The following is a 15,257-nucleotide window of genomic DNA, read 5'->3' as shown; positions in this document are numbered from 1 at the left end:
AGGCCGAACCCTCCCGAAAGGGCACCACGCGCATGGAGCAGTACGAGCCCGACCGCCTGTCCCCGGCCCAAGTGGCCGCGATCAGGCGCAGCCTCCGCAACGGCAGGGCCGCCATGACCCGCCGCTCGCTGCTGCGCGCCTCCGCGGGCGGCGCGCTCACGCTGGGCGGACTGGGCGCGCTGAGCGCCTGCGGGATCCCGGCGGCCGGCAAGACCGAGGGCGGCACGTCCGCCGAGGACCACTCGGCCAAGGAGAAGACCGTCAGCTTCTCCAACTGGACCGAGTACATGGACGTCGACGACAGCGGCAAGCACCACCCGACCCTCGACGCGTTCACCAAGAGAACCGGTATCAAGGTCAAGTACACCGAGGACATCAACGACAACAACGAGTTCTTCGGCAAGATCAAGCCGCAGCTCGCCGCGGGCCAGGACACCGGCCGCGACATCATCGTCCTCACCGACTGGCTGGCCGGACGGCTGATACGCCTGGGATGGGTCCAGAAGCTGGACCCCTCCAACCTGCCGCACGCCTACGCCAACCTGTCGCAGCAGTTCCGCAGCCCCGACTGGGACCCGGGCCGCGCCTACTCGTACCCGTGGCAGGGCATCTCGACCGTCATCGCGTACAACAAGAAGGCGCTCGACGGCATCGAGGTGAAGTCCGTCTCCGACATGCTCGACAACCCCAAGCTCAAGGGCCGCGTCGGCTTCCTTACCGAGATGCGCGACACCATCGGGATGACCCTGCTCGACATGGGCAAGGACCCCGCCAAGTTCACCGACGACGACTACGACGCGACGATCGCCCGCCTCCAGAAGGCCGTCGACAGCGGCCAGATCCGCCGCTTCACCGGCAACGACTACACGTCCGACCTCACCAAGGGCGACTTCGCCGCCTGCATCGCGTGGGCCGGCGACGTCGTCCAGCTCAAGGCGGACAGCCCGGACGTCGACTTCGTCATCCCGGACAGCGGCTACATGACGTCGAGCGACAACATGCTCATCCCCAACAAGGCGCGCCACAAGACGAACGCCGAGCGGCTCATCGACTACTACTACGAGCCGGATGCGGCCGCCGAGCTCGCCGCCTACATCAACTACGTCTGTCCCGTCGACGGCGTGAAGGACGCCCTTGCGAAGATCGACGAGGATGCGGCGAACAACCCGCTGATCATCCCCGACAAGGCCATGCAGGCCAAGTCCCATGCCTTCCGCTCGCTGAGCTCGAAGGAAGAGACGGCCTACGAAGAGAAGTTCGCGAAGCTCACAGGGGCGTGACGACCATGAAGACAGACACCAGCGGCGACGTCCGCCTCTCCGGGATCAGCAAGACCTACGGCTCCTTCACCGCCGTCCACCCGCTCGACCTGACCGTGCCGCAGGGCTCCTTCTTCGCCCTGCTCGGCGCCTCCGGCTGCGGCAAGACCACCACCCTGCGCATGATCGCCGGCCTGGAGGAGCCCACCTCCGGCACCGTGTCGCTGGGCGACCAGGACGTGACCGCGCTCCCGCCGTACAAGCGGCCGGTGAACACGGTCTTCCAGTCGTACGCCCTCTTCCCGCACCTCGACATCTTCGAGAACGTCGCCTTCGGTCTGCGCAGACGCGGCATCAAGTCGGTGAAGAAGCAGGTCCAGGACATGCTCGAGCTGGTGCAGCTGGGCGAGCAGGCCCGCAAGCGGCCGCACCAGCTCTCCGGCGGCCAGCAGCAGCGCGTCGCCGTGGCCCGCGCGCTGATCAACCACCCCAAGGTGCTCCTCCTCGACGAGCCGCTCGGCGCCCTCGACCTCAAGCTGCGCCGCCAGATGCAGCTGGAGCTCAAGCGCATCCAGACCGAGGTGGGCATCACCTTCATCCACGTCACGCACGACCAGGAGGAGGCCATGACGATGGCCGACACGGTCGCCGTGATGAACGCGGGCCGCGTCGAGCAACTCGGCTCGCCCACCGACCTCTACGAGAACCCGCAGACCACGTTCGTCGCGAACTTCCTCGGCACCTCGAACCTGATCGAGGCCGAGGTCGACACCAAGAGCGGCGACGACATCGTCCTCAAGGCGGGCGGCGGCAAGCTGCTGCTGCCCGAGGCGCGATGCTCCGCGTCGACGACGGCCGGGGGCAAGGTGCTGGTCGGTGTCCGCCCCGAGAAGATCTCCCTCACGCACGCGGACGACGCCGGCGACATAGCCGAGGGCCGCAACCGGATCACCGGCAGGATCGCCGACTCCAGCTTCATCGGGGTGTCCACGCAGTACGTCGTCGACAGTCCCGTCTGCCCCGAGTTCGAGGTCTACGCCCAGAACATCGACCGCGACGCCCGGCTGGTGCCCGGCGCGGAGGTCGTCCTGCACTGGAACCCGGAGCACACCTTCGGTCTCGACGCGACCCAGTCCCTGCTTGCTGGGACAGTGGGCTCCGCCGGTACAGAAGAAGAGGCGGCGGTCTGATGGCGACGCTCACCGAGGCGCCGCCGCCTCTCTCCCCGGCCGCCCCGGAGAAGAAGCCCCCGCGCAAGCGGGGCCGCCTGGTGCCGTACTGGCTCCTGCTGCCCGGCATCCTGTGGCTGCTGGTCTTCTTCGCGCTGCCGATGATCTACCAGGCCTCCACGTCCGTGCAGACGGGCTCCCTGGAGGAGGGCTACAAGGTCACCTGGCACTTCGCGACCTACTGGGACGCACTCAGCGAGTACTGGCCGCAGTTCCTGCGCTCGGTCGCCTACGCGGCCGCCGCGACCGTGCTGTGCCTGGTGCTCGGCTATCCGCTGGCGTACCTGATCGCCTTCCGCGCGGGCCGCTGGCGGAACCTGATCATGATCCTGGTGATCGCGCCGTTCTTCACCAGCTTCCTGATCCGCACACTCGCCTGGAAGACGATCCTCTCGGACAGCGGACCCGTGGTCGGCGCACTCAACACGCTGCACGTCCTGGACGTCACCAGCTGGCTCGGCTGGACCTCCGGCGACCGGGTGCTGGCCACGCCGCTGGCGGTGGTGTGCGGCCTGACGTACAACTTCCTGCCGTTCATGATCCTGCCGCTCTACACCTCGCTCGAGCGCATCGACGGGCGGCTGCACGAGGCGGCGGGCGACCTCTACGCCAAGCCGCTGACCACCTTCCGCAGGGTCACCTTCCCGCTGTCGATGCCCGGGGTCGTCTCCGGCACGCTGCTGACCTTCATCCCGGCGGCCGGCGACTACGTGAACGCCGAACTCCTCGGATCCACCGACACACGCATGATCGGAAACGTCATCCAGACGCAGTTCCTGCGGGTGCTGGACTATCCGACGGCGGCGGCGCTCTCCTTCATCCTGATGGCCGCGATTCTCCTCATGGTCACCTTCTACATCCGCAGGTCCGGGACGGAGGATCTGGTCTAAATGCCCTTCGTCAACCGGCTCAAGCGCCATCTCGTGGTCATCGCGGGACTCATCACCCTCGGATATCTCCTGCTGCCCAACATCGTCGTGACGGTGTTCTCCTTCAACAAGCCGAAGGGGCGCTTCAACTACGAGTGGCAGCAGTTCTCCACGGACGCCTGGAAGGACCCGTGCGGGGTCGCCGACATGTGCGGCTCGCTGTCCCTCAGCCTCCAGATCGCCCTGTGGGCGACGGTCGGCGCGACCCTCCTCGGCACGATGATCGCCTTCGCGCTGGTCCGCTACCGATTCCGCGCGCGCGGCACCGTGAACTCACTGATCTTCCTGCCGATGGCGATGCCCGAGGTCGTCATGGCGGCCTCCCTGCTCACCCTCTTCCTCAACCTGGGTGCTCAGCTGGGCTTCTGGACGATCCTGATCGCCCACATCATGTTCTGCCTCAGCTTCGTCGTCGTCGCCGTCAAGGCACGCGTGATGTCGATGGACCCGCGACTGGAGGAGGCCGCGCGGGACCTCTACGCCGGACCGGTGCAGACGTTCCTGCGCGTCACCCTCCCGATCGCGGCCCCCGGAATCGCGGCGGGTGCGCTGCTCGCCTTCGCGCTCTCCTTCGACGATTTCATCATCACCAATTTCAACGCGGGCTCGACCGTCACGTTCCCCATGTTCGTCTGGGGCTCGGCACAGCGCGGGACGCCCGTTCAGATCAATGTCATCGGCACGGCCATGTTCCTCGTCGCCGTACTGCTCGTGCTGGCTTCCATGGTCATCGGAAACCGCCGCACCAGGCAGAAGTCATAACCGCGGAAATACCCGTAGGGAGTTGAAATCATGGCCCCAAGCGCCATGAACCGTTGGGCGACATCACTTTCCGACGCACAGCCGGTCCCGTACTGGCTGGAAGACCCCGGCAAGCCCCACCCCGAGCCCGCGCTCACCGGCGCCGAGACCTGCGACCTGCTGGTCGTGGGCGGCGGCTACAGCGGACTGTGGACCGCGCTCCTCGCCAAGGAGCGCGACCCGCAGCGGGACGTGGTGCTGCTCGAAGGCCGCGAGGTGGGCTGGGCCGCCTCCGGCCGCAACGGCGGCTTCTGCGCCGCATCCCTCACCCACGGCCTGCCCAACGGACTCACCCGATGGCCGGACGAGATCCACCGACTCCAGGAGCTGGGCGCCCGCAACCTCGACGAGATCGAGGCCGCGGTCGCCCGCCACGGGATCGACTGCGACTTCGAACGCACCGGCGAGATCGATGTCGCGACCGAGACCTACCAGGCTCGGGACCTGCGTGACTGGTACGAGGAGATGGAGCGGCGGGGCCTAGCCGACGGCGTGGAGTTCCTGGACGCCGAAGCCGTACGGGAACAGGTCGACTCACCGACCTTCCAGGCGGGCCTGTACGACCGAAGGGGCGTGGCCATGCTGCACCCCGCCAAGCTGGCGTGGGGGCTGAAGCGGGCCTGCCTGCGCCTCGGCGTCCGGGTCTTCGAGCGCACCCCCGCGCTGACACTGAAGCCGTACGGCGCCGGCATGGCCGTACGCACCCCGTACGGCCAGGTCCGCGCCCGGCAGGTCGCGCTCGGCACGAACATCTTCCCGAGCCTGGTCAGACGCGTGCGGTCCTACACGGTCCCGGTGTACGACTACGCGCTGATGACCGAGCCGCTGACGGCCGACCAGCTGGCGTCGGTCGGCTGGAAGAACCGGCAGGGGCTCGGGGACAGTGCGAACCAGTTCCACTACTTCCGGCTGTCGGCGGACAACCGGATCCTCTGGGGCGGCTACGACGCCGTCTATCAGTACGGCGGCCGGGTGCGCGCCGAGTACGACGACCGGCCGGAGACGTACGCCAAGCTCGCCGGGCACTTCTTCACCTGCTTCCCACAGCTGGAGGGCGTCCGCTTCACCCACGCTTGGGGCGGCGCGATCGACACCTGCTCGCGCTTCTCGGCGTTCTTCGGCACCGCGCACCACGGCAAGGTCGCGTACGCGGCCGGCTACACGGGGCTCGGCGTCGGCGCGACGCGGTTCGGGGCGGACGTGATGCTGGACCTGCTTTCGGGGGAGCGCACGGAGCGCACGGCGCTCGAGATGGTGCGCAAGAAGCCCCTGCCCTTCCCGCCCGAGCCCTTCGCCTGGACCGGCATCGCGCTCACCAAGTGGTCGCTGGCCCGCGCGGACGCCCACGGCGGACGGCGCAACCTCTGGCTGAGGGCGATGGACAGGCTGGGACTCGGCTTCGACAGCTGAGCTGCGGACCGGTTCACCCGGAAGGGTGGCGCGAACCCGCGTAATGCCTGCCGCGGACCTCCCTCTCCTCCGTGACGCGACCAGCGTCCACGTGAATCTCGGAGACCAGGGAGGTCCCCTGCATGACTGGGCCCAGGACCGCGGCCGAGTGGCTCGCATCCGTCGCACCGGATCCCGAGGCCTGCCGCCGGGAGTGGGAGCGCAACCCGCTCGGACTCGTGCTGCTGCCCGCAGGCAAGGCCTGGGACGTGCTCATCCTGCCGGGTGAGCTCGGCCGCCCCACCCTCGATGTGCTCGCCCGCATCGTCGACCGCCCCGGCCCGGTGCTCGTCGACTCGGCGAACGCACGCATGGGCTTCTTCGTACCGCCGGGCACCGCGGCCCGCTGGCTCGGCACCGGTATCCGTGCGGCCGGGGCCGGCACGCGGATGGTCGTGCCGTACCCGGGCCGTTCCACGGGCGGAGTCCGCTGGCTGATCCCGCCGGACGGCTCCGGACTCCTCAACGACCCGGCCCTCCTCGAACTGGCCATGCACGAGGCGGCCGCGGGGCCGGCCGGGGAGTGAGGAGTGATCGTCAGCGACGGACGACGCGCCTCTGCACGAGCCACAGAAAGGCGAGCAGCACCGCGCACAGGCACCAGCTGGCCACGACGTCCAGTGGCCAGTGGAAGCCGCACCGGACCAGGCCGAGGCCGACCCCGGCGTTGACGACGACGCAGGCGATCACAAGCTCTCGCCGGGCGTACGCCGTCCGCAGCCAGGGGAGGAGAAGCAGGGTCGCGGAGCCGAAGGCGACGGCGGCCGTAGCCGTGTGCCCCGAGGGGTAAAAGCCGGTCGCCGGCGGCATGACCGGGGTGCCGTGGCGCGCGATCCACTCCTTCAGAGGTATGACCAACGCCGGCACCAGCGCCATCAGCACGGCCGCGACGAGCGGCGGCAGCCACCAGCCGCTCGCCCCCGCGACCCGGCCCTGCAGGGCGACGTACACCGCGGCCAGGGCCAGGACCGGTACCGCGATCTGCACATCGCCGAGACTCGCGAGCAGCTCCGACACCCTGTCCGGGCCGGCGAGCGCACGGCTGACACGCTCGTCCACCCGCAGGAGCGGGCCGTTGGTGACCACCTGCCAGGTGATCAGTGCGAAGAGGAGGGTGGGCAGGCCGAACAACGGGAGGAACAGACGAGGGGGGAGAAAGGGGGAATCCGGTTCTTCGGCGTGCGGCGGGGCGGGCGAGTTGCCGGGTGGCTGGTCGGGGCAGGTCGGCATGGGGCCAGCGTCTCTGATCAGTTAAGCGATCCTGTGCAGGACATGGTGTCTGGCAACAGGATCTCCCATCGTGGCGGGGTTGCGTGGGTGTGCAGGTGGAACCCTGCGCCCAGCGCTGCCCCTCGTGGCCGGTGTCGGTCGGATGTGGGTACCCCCGGACGAAGTCTGGGGGAGGCTGTGCTGATCGTCGTCACGCCCTGGTTCCGGTGGGCTGCGCGGGGCAGCCGCATCCGGCCCGTGGGTGCGCGTCCCTCCGGACGCTGGCCCGCCGGACCGAGGGTCTGGCGGGGGAGGGTGCCCCGCGTCGCCTGGGCGCGGGGCGTGTGGATCGTGGCCGGGTGGGTCCGGTCTTGGACCGGTCCCGGCGGGTCACGGTGGTAGTGGGGGTGACCACGGCTCGGGCTTCGAGGTTGTTCACCACGCTGCGGATGACCAGGGACACAGGCGAACACCGCGCACCTACTCCGCAGACGTCGCCTTCAGTGCCAGCCACAGCTCCATCCGTACATCGGGATCGTCCAGCGACCGTCCGAGGATCTCCTCGACCCTCCGCATCCGGTACCGCAGCGTGTGCCGGTGCACCCCGAGATCCGCCGCCGCCGCGTCCCACTGGCCGTGCCGGGACAGCCACGCCCGCAGGGAGGCGACCAGGTCGCCCCGCCCTGTCGCGTCGTGCTCGTACAGCGGCCGCAGCAATCCGTCCGCGAACGCCTTCACCGCATCGTCCGCCAGCAACGGCAGCACGGACCCGGCAGCCAGCTGCTCGTGCTCCACCAGCACCCGCCCCCGCCGCCGTGCCACGGACAACGCCTGCTCGGCCTGCTTGTACGCCGCGGCCGCCGCGATCGGGCCGGCCGGCGCCGACAGCCCCACGACCAGTTCGTCCTCGTCGCCGCCCGGCACCTGCTCCCGCCCGCCGTCGCTCGCGTCCGACCGCGCCGCCTCCAGCGCAGCCGCGAACTCCCCGCAGGCCGCCACCGCCGCGCCTCCGTCCCCGGCCAGCGCCACGAGCCGCTCCCCGTCGGGCACGACAAGCACGGCCTCTCCGGCCCGCGCGGCCGCGGCCTCGACGATCTCCGAGAGCCCGCCCAGCGGATCGCCCCCGGCCTCGGCGGCGGCCATGACCGCGGCCGGCGACGACGGCCTGGTGACCGGCACACCCGGCTGAGCCTGCGCATCGACGCGCGCCCGCGCGGCCGACCCGGACGCCGACTCGGCGACGATCACCCGGAAGGGCGCGTCCAGCAGCCCGTCGTACAGGTCCCCGGCGACCGCTCGCGCATGGTCCGGCTCCCCGGCGAGCAGCATGCGCAGCACCGCCGCACCGATCCGCTGCTCCGCCGCCTGCAGGGAACGGGAGCGTTCCGTCGTCAGCGTCAGGAGGGCGATGGCCGAGTGGACCGCGTACCGCTCGGCGGTGCCGAGAGCCGACGCCGTGCCGACGGCCAGTGCCGCTCGCGGCCGACGGCCCGTGCCCAGCGAATGCAGTTCGACGCGGTCCTCGTTCTCCGGCCCGCCGACCACCGACGAGGCCGGGGCGGGCCGCTCCCGCAGCCGTTCCACGTCCGCCGTGAGCCGCGCGGCCCGCCGGCCCGCCCACTCCGGCGCGGTCGCGACGACGGCGCCCGAGGCGTCGTACAGCGCGGCCCATCCGTCCACCTGCGAGGCGAGCGCGGCAAGCAGGCCCTCCGGTCCGTCCGCCAGCGCCTGCTTGGTGAGTTCCCGCTGTGCCGCGAAGCCCGCCGTCACCGCCCGGTACTGGTCCGCCGCGATCGCCGCCGACACGGCCTTGCTGATGGCGAGGAAGGGCGTGCGGCGCGGCACTTCCAGCAGGGGCAGCTCCTCCGCCTCCGCCGCGTCGACGAGCGCCCTCGGGATCTCCTCGTAATTGACGCCGACGGCGAAGCCGAGGCCGACCACGCCCGCCCCGACCAGCCGCTTCACATAGCGGCGCATCGCCTCCGGGTCCTCCGCGTCCAGCTTCAGCGCGGTGATCAGGAGCAGCTCCCCGCCCTCCATGTAGGGCACGGGGTCGGCGAGCTCGCTGACGTGCGCCCAGCGGACGGGCACGTCCAGGCGGTCCTCGCCCGCGCGCACGGTCAGTTTGAGCGCGGAGTGGTGGACGAGCGAGGCGAGGGTGGGAGGCATGAGGCCTTCATATCGGTGTGATCTTCGTGATCCTTTGGCCGTCACGTATGAACGACCCGTGTCGATTCTGCCTCACCGTACGGTCACCGCGCGGCCCCATGTTCCAGACGATGTCCGGACACCGCTGCTCAGCTGCGCAGATCCACAAGGAGCGGCGGCGCGTGCTCTCCCTCCACGGTCGTCAGCGACAGCACCGCGTGACCGGGCGGCACCTCGTGCGCCAGCTCGGACGCCGACCACCGCTCCCGCTCCACCTGCCGCACGGTCACGGCGTCCGTGGTGACCGCCTTGCCGGTGACGAGTTTGCGCAGGGCGTGGATGGCGCGGGTCATCGGCTGGTCGGCGAAGACGGTGTGCTTGGCCACGTCCCGCGTCTCCACCCATTCGGTGCCCCAGGCCTGGGCGAACCGGCTGCCGTCCCAGGTGGTCACACCGGAGAAGGCCATCCGGCAGCCGACCGCCCCGTACAGCGGGCCGTGCAGGGCCTCGGGGACGTCGCCGACGGTCCGCAGGGCCAGCACCACCCCCGCGTTCTGGGAGCGCAACCGCTGGATCCGGCGGACCGAGCCGGTGGTGACCGTCCCGGTGGCGTCGTCGAGGACCAGGCAGGCGAAGTGGGGGCGCCGCCCGTCCCGTACCACCGCCCCGAACTGGGCGAGGACGAGCCGGGTGAGCAGCCGGGCGGCCTCCTCGTGGCCCTGTTCGGGCAGGTCGACACGGACCCGCAGCGGATGGTGGGCGATGGCGCGGAGGGAGAAGGGCCTCGGCGTGCCTCCCCCGCCGAAGAAGCCGGCGAACGCCGGACGGTTGAGCAGCGCCAGCCGGTCCGCGAGGGCGCGGCCCGTGTCGCCGGCGCCGCCCGTCTGCCGGATCCGCGCCTCCAGCTCCCGGCGCATCACGGTGTGTTCGTCGCCGGCCAGGGCCTCCTGCAGGGCGGACAGCGCCGCAGGTTCGCCCTCCAGGAGTTCCCGCAGCACGGGCAGGGTCGGGAAACGGCCGTGCACCTCGCGGTAGGGGCCGAGCAGCTGGGCGAGCGCGGTGGCCGCGCTCTGGGTGTCGACGGCGCCGAGGTCGCCGACCAAGCCCTCGGCGAGGACGGCGGCCGCCTCGTCGGGGTCGTCGGACTCGGCGTAGGGGTCCAGGTCGTGGACGGACGCGCGGTCCCCGATCCGTACGATCACGTCGAATGCCGAGTCGTCGGCGAGCGGCGTCCCGGCCTCGGAGACCGCGACGACCGCGCACCGCCCGGTGAGCGCCTGCAGGGCCAGCGACTCGGTCACGGGCTCGATCAGGTGCCGCGTCTTGCCCGCGCCGGAGGGCCCGACCGCGAGGAGCGAGGTGCCCAGGACGTCCGGGCCGAGCGCGGCACCCGCGCCGTGATAGGCACGCGGGGCGCGTTCCGCGGCCGCCCACTTCCCGATGCGCACCTGAGCCTCGAGCAGGTCGTGCCGTGCGGAGCGGTGCGGCAGATCCCGGGCGCCGGACGGATGGATCCATGCGGCCGCGCCCTGCCGCAGCACGGTGTCCCGGAAGGCCGCGAGCCGCGCCTCCCGCCTGGCCGCCGTCCAGGCGTGCTCCACCCGGGCGCAGTCCACGTCGTTCATCCGGCCGCCGGCCACCTCGGCGGTCAGCAGGTCGGCGGCCTCGTGCTGTCCTGCCTCGCGCAGTTCGGGCCAGTGGGCACGGGGCAGGTCCGCGGGCGGCGGCGCGGTGCGGTCCGCGGCGTGCCGGCGCGCGGCGAGCCGCTCCCTGGCGTACGCCCACCAGCCGCCGATCCGGGCGAACGGCCACACCACCAGGAGCGTGATGAGCGCGTAGAGGCTGTCGGTGAACAGCTGCGACCGGAACAGGTCGTAGCCGCCCGAGATCAGGACGACGAGTGAGAAGACGGGGTCCACGACCGGCAGGGCGTCCCAGCCGACGCCGGGGAAGGCGTTCGGGAACACCAGGCTCAGCGCGAGGAGCGCGGCCAGGGCGGCGAGCAGGGCCCGTGCGGGCTGCGGCCTGCGTCCGATGAAGTGCCGCAGGACGTCGGACCAGCTGCCCAGCCGGCCCATGGCGCCGACGAGCACGGCGAAGAAGACGCCGTCGTAGACGACGACCGCCTCCCGTCCCTCGATGCCCTTCGGCGAGACGGTGCCCGCCCACCACCAGTCGTCCGGCGTGAACAGCTTCAGCAGCACCCACTGGTACGGGACGCTGCCCTGACGCCACAGGGACCACAGGACGACCGCCACCACGAGTGGGACCAGCAGACCGACGATCGTGACCGGGGAGAGTCGCTCGCCCGGCCGATCGGCCTTCGGCAGGCGATATCCGAAGCGCCAGATGCCGGGCTTGGCGGCCGGGCGGGGCTCGTTGAGCCAGTCGGCGAGGGTCGCCCGGTGGTGCTCCGCACCGGGCGCCCGGGCCGGTCGTGGCGGCACCGAGGGGGGGTCCGGCGGCGCCGCCGGGCGCGGCACAGGATTCGCATGCGTACCCCGCGCGTCCTGCGTCCCGTCGCTCTCCATCGCCCTTGCCCCCTGACCAGCCGTTCCGTCCACCGTCAGCGAGCCAATCTAACGCCCCCGCAAGGGGAGTTCACCGCTTACGCGGCCGGGCCGGAGCCGACCGGCCCGTACTCCTCTATGTCCATGGCGGACAACCGGGGGCGCCGGAAACGCCCACATGGAGCATGCCCAGCCCTTCGTCCCCGTCCTAGCCTGCGAGAAAAGAAGACAAGAGTCCGTAAAACCCCCAGGAGCCCCTCATGACCGCACTTCCGCAGGAGCGCCGTGTCGTCACCGCCATCCCCGGCCCGAAGTCGCAGGAGCTGCAGGCCCGCCGCGTCGCCGCGGTGGCGCAGGGTGTGGGCTCCGTGCTGCCCGTGTTCACCGCGCGTGCGAGTGGCGGCATCATCGAGGACGTCGACGGCAACCGGCTCATCGACTTCGGCTCCGGCATCGCGGTGACCTCCGTGGGCGCCTCCGCCGAGGCCGTCGTACGCCGGGCGTCCGCGCAGCTCGCCGACTTCACCCACACCTGTTTCATGGTCACGCCGTACGAGGGCTATGTGGAGGTCGCCGAGGCCCTCGCGGAGCTCACGCCGGGTGACCACGCCAAGAAGTCCGCCCTGTTCAACAGTGGCGCAGAGGCCGTCGAGAACGCCGTCAAGATCGCGCGTTCGTACACCAAGCGGCAGGCCGTCGTCGTGTTCGACCACGGCTACCACGGCCGTACGAACCTCACGATGGCGCTCACGGCGAAGAACATGCCGTACAAGCACGGCTTCGGCCCGTTCGCGCCCGAGGTCTACCGGGTCCCGCTCGCCTACGGCTACCGCTGGCCGACCGGCCCGGAGAACGCGGGCCCCGAGGCCGCCGCGCAGGCCATCGACCAGATCACCAAGCAGGTCGGCCCGGAGAACGTGGCCGCGATCATCATCGAGCCGGTGCTCGGCGAGGGCGGCTTCATCGAGCCGGCGAAGGGCTTCCTGCCGGCGATCAGCCGGTTCGCCAAGGACAACGGCATCGTCTTCGTCGCCGACGAGATCCAGTCCGGCTTCTGCCGCACGGGCCAGTGGTTCGCGTGCGAGGACGAGGGCATCGTCCCGGACCTGATCACCACGGCCAAGGGCATCGCGGGCGGCCTGCCGCTCGCCGCCGTCACCGGCCGCGCCGAGATCATGGACGCCGCGCACGCGGGCGGCCTGGGCGGCACCTACGGTGGCAACCCGGTCGCCTGCGCGGGCGCGCTGGGCGCGATCGAGACGATGAAGGAGCTCGACCTCAACGCCAGGGCCAGGAACATCGAGGCGATCATGAAGGCCCGGCTGGGCTCCATGGCCGAGAAGTTCGAGATCATCGGCGACGTCCGCGGCCGCGGCGCGATGATCGCCATCGAGCTGGTCAAGGACCGCGCGACGAAGGAGCCGAACCCGGAGGCGACCGCCGCCCTCGCCAGGGCCTGCCACCAGGAGGGCCTGCTGGTCCTGACCTGTGGCACCTACGGCAACGTGCTGCGCTTCCTGCCTCCGCTGGTGATCGGCGAGGATCTGCTCGGCGAGGGTCTCGACATCATCGAGCAGGCGTTCACCCGAATCTGAGTGCGCTCTCCGGGCCCCGGATTCCGGAGCTGGGGCGGGGAGCGTCAGAGCGTGTGAAGAACGTGTGCGAGGTGGATGGCGGGACGCGTATCCGTCTGTCGTAGGGCCGAACGCTGCCGTAGGTTCTACCCAGATGAGAGATACACCCCGCCCACAGGGGACTGTGGGTGACATCAGGCCGGGGCCTCCCCAGCTTCGACCTGGTCGTGCCCTCGCGCACACAACCGGGGCCTCCGGCTCCGGAATCTCCTCACCGATCGGACGGTCGCTCGCCCCAAACCCCCCGGGGCGCGCGGCATTCCGATCCGGACGGCCGCCTCGGAACCATCCCCCCCGTTCCGGGGCGGCCGACCTCCTTCTCGGCCCAGGCTTTCCCGTGGTGCACACCACGGGATTTTTTGGTTTCCGGCGCCCCTGACCGCCGAACGGAAGCGGAGAGTTCTCCAGAGGGTCTCTCCAGGCCGGTCACCCCCACAACCCCGCCAATCCGGCGCACCCTCACCCCCCACCACTACGTCTCGGACAAACGACCCCCCGCCTCCCCGCCCCTACCGTGGACCAGGAAACCCACAGCACACCCTCAACGCGGAAGGGCCGGGACCCGAACATGACTGTCACCCACGCCTTCTGGCTCGCCGGCCGCCAGGTCACCGGCGAGGACACCTTCGACGTCACCTCCCCCTGGGACGGCCGTCTCGTCGGCAAGGTCGGCGTCCCGACCGACGCGCACGTCGAGGAAGCCGTCGCCGCCGCCCACGCCGTCCGCGAGGACTTCGCCGCCACCCCGGCCCACCTCCGCGCCGCCGCCCTCGACCACGTCAGCAGGCGACTCGTCGAGCGGACCGAGGAGATCGCGCAGCTCATCTCCGCCGAGAACGGCAAGCCGATCAAGTGGGCCCGTGGCGAAGTGGGCCGTGCCGTCTCCGTGTTCCGGTTCGCCGCCGAGGAGGCCCGCCGCTTCAACGGCGGCGAGGCGCAGCGCCTCGACACCGACCCCGGCGGTCAGGGCCGCCTCGCCCTCACGCGCCGCTTCCCCAAGGGCGTCGTCCTCGGCATCGCGCCCTTCAACTTCCCCCTCAACCTCTGTGCCCACAAGGTCGCCCCGGCGATCGCGGCGGGCGCGCCCATCATCCTCAAGCCGGCCCCCGCCACCCCGCTCTCCGGCCTGGTCATCGGCGAACTCCTCGCCGAGACCGACCTCCCGGCCGGCTCCTGGAGCATCCTCCCGGTGGCCAACGACCGCATGCCCGCCCTCGTCCAGGACCCGCGCCTGCCCGTCATCTCCTTCACCGGCTCCGAGAAGGTCGGCTACGCGATCATGGACTCGGTGCCGCGCAAGCACTGCACGCTGGAGCTGGGCGGCAACGGCGCGGCCGTGGTCCTCGCCGACTTCGCGAGCGACGAGGACCTCGACTGGGCCGCGAACCGCATCGCCACCTTCTCCAACTACCAGGGCGGGCAGTCCTGCATCTCCGTGCAGCGTGTGATCGCCGACGCCTCCCTCTACGACCGCCTGCTGCCCCGTATCGTGGCCGCCGTCGAGGCCCAGGTCACCGGTGACCCCTCCGACGACAAGACCGATGTCGGCCCGCTGGTCAGCGAGGACGCCGCCAAGCGCGTCGAGTCCTGGGTCCAGGAGGCCGTCGAGGCCGGCGCCGCCCTCCTCACCGGCGGCAAGCGCGACGGCGCCTCCTACGCGCCGACGGTCCTCACCGACGTACCGGCGGACACCACGATCGCCTGCGAGGAGGTCTTCGGGCCCGTCCTCACCGTGCAGAAGGTGGACGGAGAGGCCGAGGCGTTCGCCGCCGTCAACGCCTCCAAGTACGGCCTCCAGGCGGGCGTGTTCACTCATGACGTCCAGGTCGCCTTCCGTGCCCACCGCGCCCTCGAGGTCGGTGGCGTGGTCGTCGGCGACGTCCCCTCCTACCGTGCCGACCAGATGCCGTACGGCGGCGCGAAGCTCTCCGGGGTCGGCCGCGAGGGCGTGAAGTTCGCGATGGACGACTACACGTACGAGCGGGTGCTGGTCCTGACGGGGCTCGCCCTCTAGTTCTGGCCGATTTCCCCATCTAGCTCATGGGAACCATTTTCAGATAAGGTCCCCGAAAGGGCCCGGCACCGATGC

11 protein-coding genes and 1 pseudogene are annotated in these 15,257 nt (G+C 70.9%); 9 read left to right on the top strand and 3 right to left on the bottom strand.

Going from position 1 to position 15,257, the window contains the following annotated elements:
* Nucleotides 1–32: 32 nt before the first annotated feature.
* From ABZO29_RS14055 to ABZO29_RS14030, 6 genes are all read left to right on the top strand, one after another.
* Nucleotides 33–1,280, top strand: coding sequence for a spermidine/putrescine ABC transporter substrate-binding protein (locus ABZO29_RS14055; protein ID WP_367320527.1), 1,248 nt, complete (start codon nucleotides 33–35; stop codon nucleotides 1,278–1,280).
* Nucleotides 1,281–1,285: 5 nt separating this feature from the next.
* Complete coding sequence (locus ABZO29_RS14050; RefSeq protein WP_367320526.1) at nucleotides 1,286–2,449, top strand: ABC transporter ATP-binding protein; 1,164 nt, start codon at nucleotides 1,286–1,288, stop codon at nucleotides 2,447–2,449.
* On the top strand, nucleotides 2,449–3,378 hold the full coding sequence (locus ABZO29_RS14045) for an ABC transporter permease (protein ID WP_367320525.1): 930 nt from the start codon (nucleotides 2,449–2,451) through the stop codon (nucleotides 3,376–3,378). Before ABZO29_RS14050 ends, ABZO29_RS14045 begins: the two co-directional genes overlap by 1 nt.
* On the top strand, nucleotides 3,379–4,179 hold the full coding sequence (locus ABZO29_RS14040) for an ABC transporter permease (protein ID WP_367320524.1): 801 nt from the start codon (nucleotides 3,379–3,381) through the stop codon (nucleotides 4,177–4,179).
* Between the two features lie 30 nt (nucleotides 4,180–4,209).
* Complete coding sequence (locus tag ABZO29_RS14035) at nucleotides 4,210–5,628, top strand: NAD(P)/FAD-dependent oxidoreductase (protein ID WP_367320523.1); 1,419 nt, start codon at nucleotides 4,210–4,212, stop codon at nucleotides 5,626–5,628.
* Between the two features lie 122 nt (nucleotides 5,629–5,750).
* Nucleotides 5,751–6,194 (top strand): hypothetical protein, encoded by a 444-nt coding sequence (locus tag ABZO29_RS14030; protein ID WP_367320522.1) that lies wholly within the window; start codon nucleotides 5,751–5,753, stop codon nucleotides 6,192–6,194.
* A gap of 10 nt (nucleotides 6,195–6,204) precedes the next feature.
* Here ABZO29_RS14030 and ABZO29_RS14025 read toward each other — a convergent pair whose 3' ends face one another.
* From ABZO29_RS14025 to ABZO29_RS14015, 3 genes are all read right to left on the bottom strand, one after another.
* On the bottom strand, nucleotides 6,205–6,897 hold the full coding sequence (locus ABZO29_RS14025) for a phosphatase PAP2 family protein (protein WP_367320521.1): 693 nt from the start codon (nucleotides 6,895–6,897) through the stop codon (nucleotides 6,205–6,207).
* Between the two features lie 459 nt (nucleotides 6,898–7,356).
* Nucleotides 7,357–9,045: a PucR family transcriptional regulator gene (locus tag ABZO29_RS14020; RefSeq protein WP_367320520.1), complete on the bottom strand. Its 1,689-nt coding sequence runs from the start codon at nucleotides 9,043–9,045 to the stop codon at nucleotides 7,357–7,359.
* Nucleotides 9,046–9,173: 128 nt separating this feature from the next.
* Nucleotides 9,174–11,555: an ATP/GTP-binding protein gene (locus ABZO29_RS14015; RefSeq protein ID WP_367320519.1), complete on the bottom strand. Its 2,382-nt coding sequence runs from the start codon at nucleotides 11,553–11,555 to the stop codon at nucleotides 9,174–9,176.
* A gap of 239 nt (nucleotides 11,556–11,794) precedes the next feature.
* On the opposite strand from ABZO29_RS14015, the gene gabT reads away from it, so the two are divergent.
* The 3 genes and pseudogenes from gabT to ABZO29_RS14000 all read left to right on the top strand — a co-directional run bounded on the left by gabT (nucleotide 11,795) and on the right by ABZO29_RS14000 (nucleotide 15,182).
* Complete coding sequence (gene gabT / locus ABZO29_RS14010; RefSeq protein ID WP_367320518.1) at nucleotides 11,795–13,129, top strand: 4-aminobutyrate--2-oxoglutarate transaminase; 1,335 nt, start codon at nucleotides 11,795–11,797, stop codon at nucleotides 13,127–13,129.
* A 133-nt stretch (nucleotides 13,130–13,262) separates the two neighbouring features.
* Nucleotides 13,263–13,479 (top strand): annotated as a pseudogene (locus ABZO29_RS14005) (phosphoesterase); the annotation flags it as partial.
* Nucleotides 13,480–13,736: 257 nt separating this feature from the next.
* A complete protein-coding gene (locus ABZO29_RS14000) occupies nucleotides 13,737–15,182 on the top strand; it encodes an aldehyde dehydrogenase family protein (RefSeq protein ID WP_367320517.1) in 1,446 nt (481 codons plus the stop codon).
* Nucleotides 15,183–15,257 lie beyond the last annotated feature (75 nt).

The organism is Streptomyces sp. HUAS ZL42 (genome assembly GCF_040782645.1).
Classification (GTDB): Bacteria; Actinomycetota; Actinomycetes; order Streptomycetales; family Streptomycetaceae; genus Streptomyces.
The sequence above is the reverse complement of the archived record's forward strand: the minus strand, read 5'-3'. Positions and strand labels throughout refer to the sequence as shown.

What these genes read in the sequence shown, in the direction of transcription:
- ABZO29_RS14055 (WP_367320527.1), top strand. Translation starts at nt 33, where the DNA reads ATGGAGCAGTACGAGCCCGACCGCCTGTCCCCGGCCCAAGTGGCCGCG.
- ABZO29_RS14050 (WP_367320526.1), top strand. Translation starts at nt 1,286, where the DNA reads ATGAAGACAGACACCAGCGGCGACGTCCGCCTCTCCGGGATCAGCAAG.
- ABZO29_RS14045 (WP_367320525.1), top strand. Translation starts at nt 2,449, where the DNA reads ATGGCGACGCTCACCGAGGCGCCGCCGCCTCTCTCCCCGGCCGCCCCG.
- ABZO29_RS14040 (WP_367320524.1), top strand. Translation starts at nt 3,379, where the DNA reads ATGCCCTTCGTCAACCGGCTCAAGCGCCATCTCGTGGTCATCGCGGGA.
- ABZO29_RS14035 (WP_367320523.1), top strand. Translation starts at nt 4,210, where the DNA reads ATGGCCCCAAGCGCCATGAACCGTTGGGCGACATCACTTTCCGACGCA.
- ABZO29_RS14030 (WP_367320522.1), top strand. Translation starts at nt 5,751, where the DNA reads ATGACTGGGCCCAGGACCGCGGCCGAGTGGCTCGCATCCGTCGCACCG.
- ABZO29_RS14025 (WP_367320521.1), bottom strand. Translation starts at nt 6,897, where the DNA reads ATGCCGACCTGCCCCGACCAGCCACCCGGCAACTCGCCCGCCCCGCCG.
- ABZO29_RS14020 (WP_367320520.1), bottom strand. Translation starts at nt 9,045, where the DNA reads ATGCCTCCCACCCTCGCCTCGCTCGTCCACCACTCCGCGCTCAAACTG.
- ABZO29_RS14015 (WP_367320519.1), bottom strand. Translation starts at nt 11,555, where the DNA reads ATGGAGAGCGACGGGACGCAGGACGCGCGGGGTACGCATGCGAATCCT.
- gabT (WP_367320518.1), top strand. Translation starts at nt 11,795, where the DNA reads ATGACCGCACTTCCGCAGGAGCGCCGTGTCGTCACCGCCATCCCCGGC.
- ABZO29_RS14000 (WP_367320517.1), top strand. Translation starts at nt 13,737, where the DNA reads ATGACTGTCACCCACGCCTTCTGGCTCGCCGGCCGCCAGGTCACCGGC.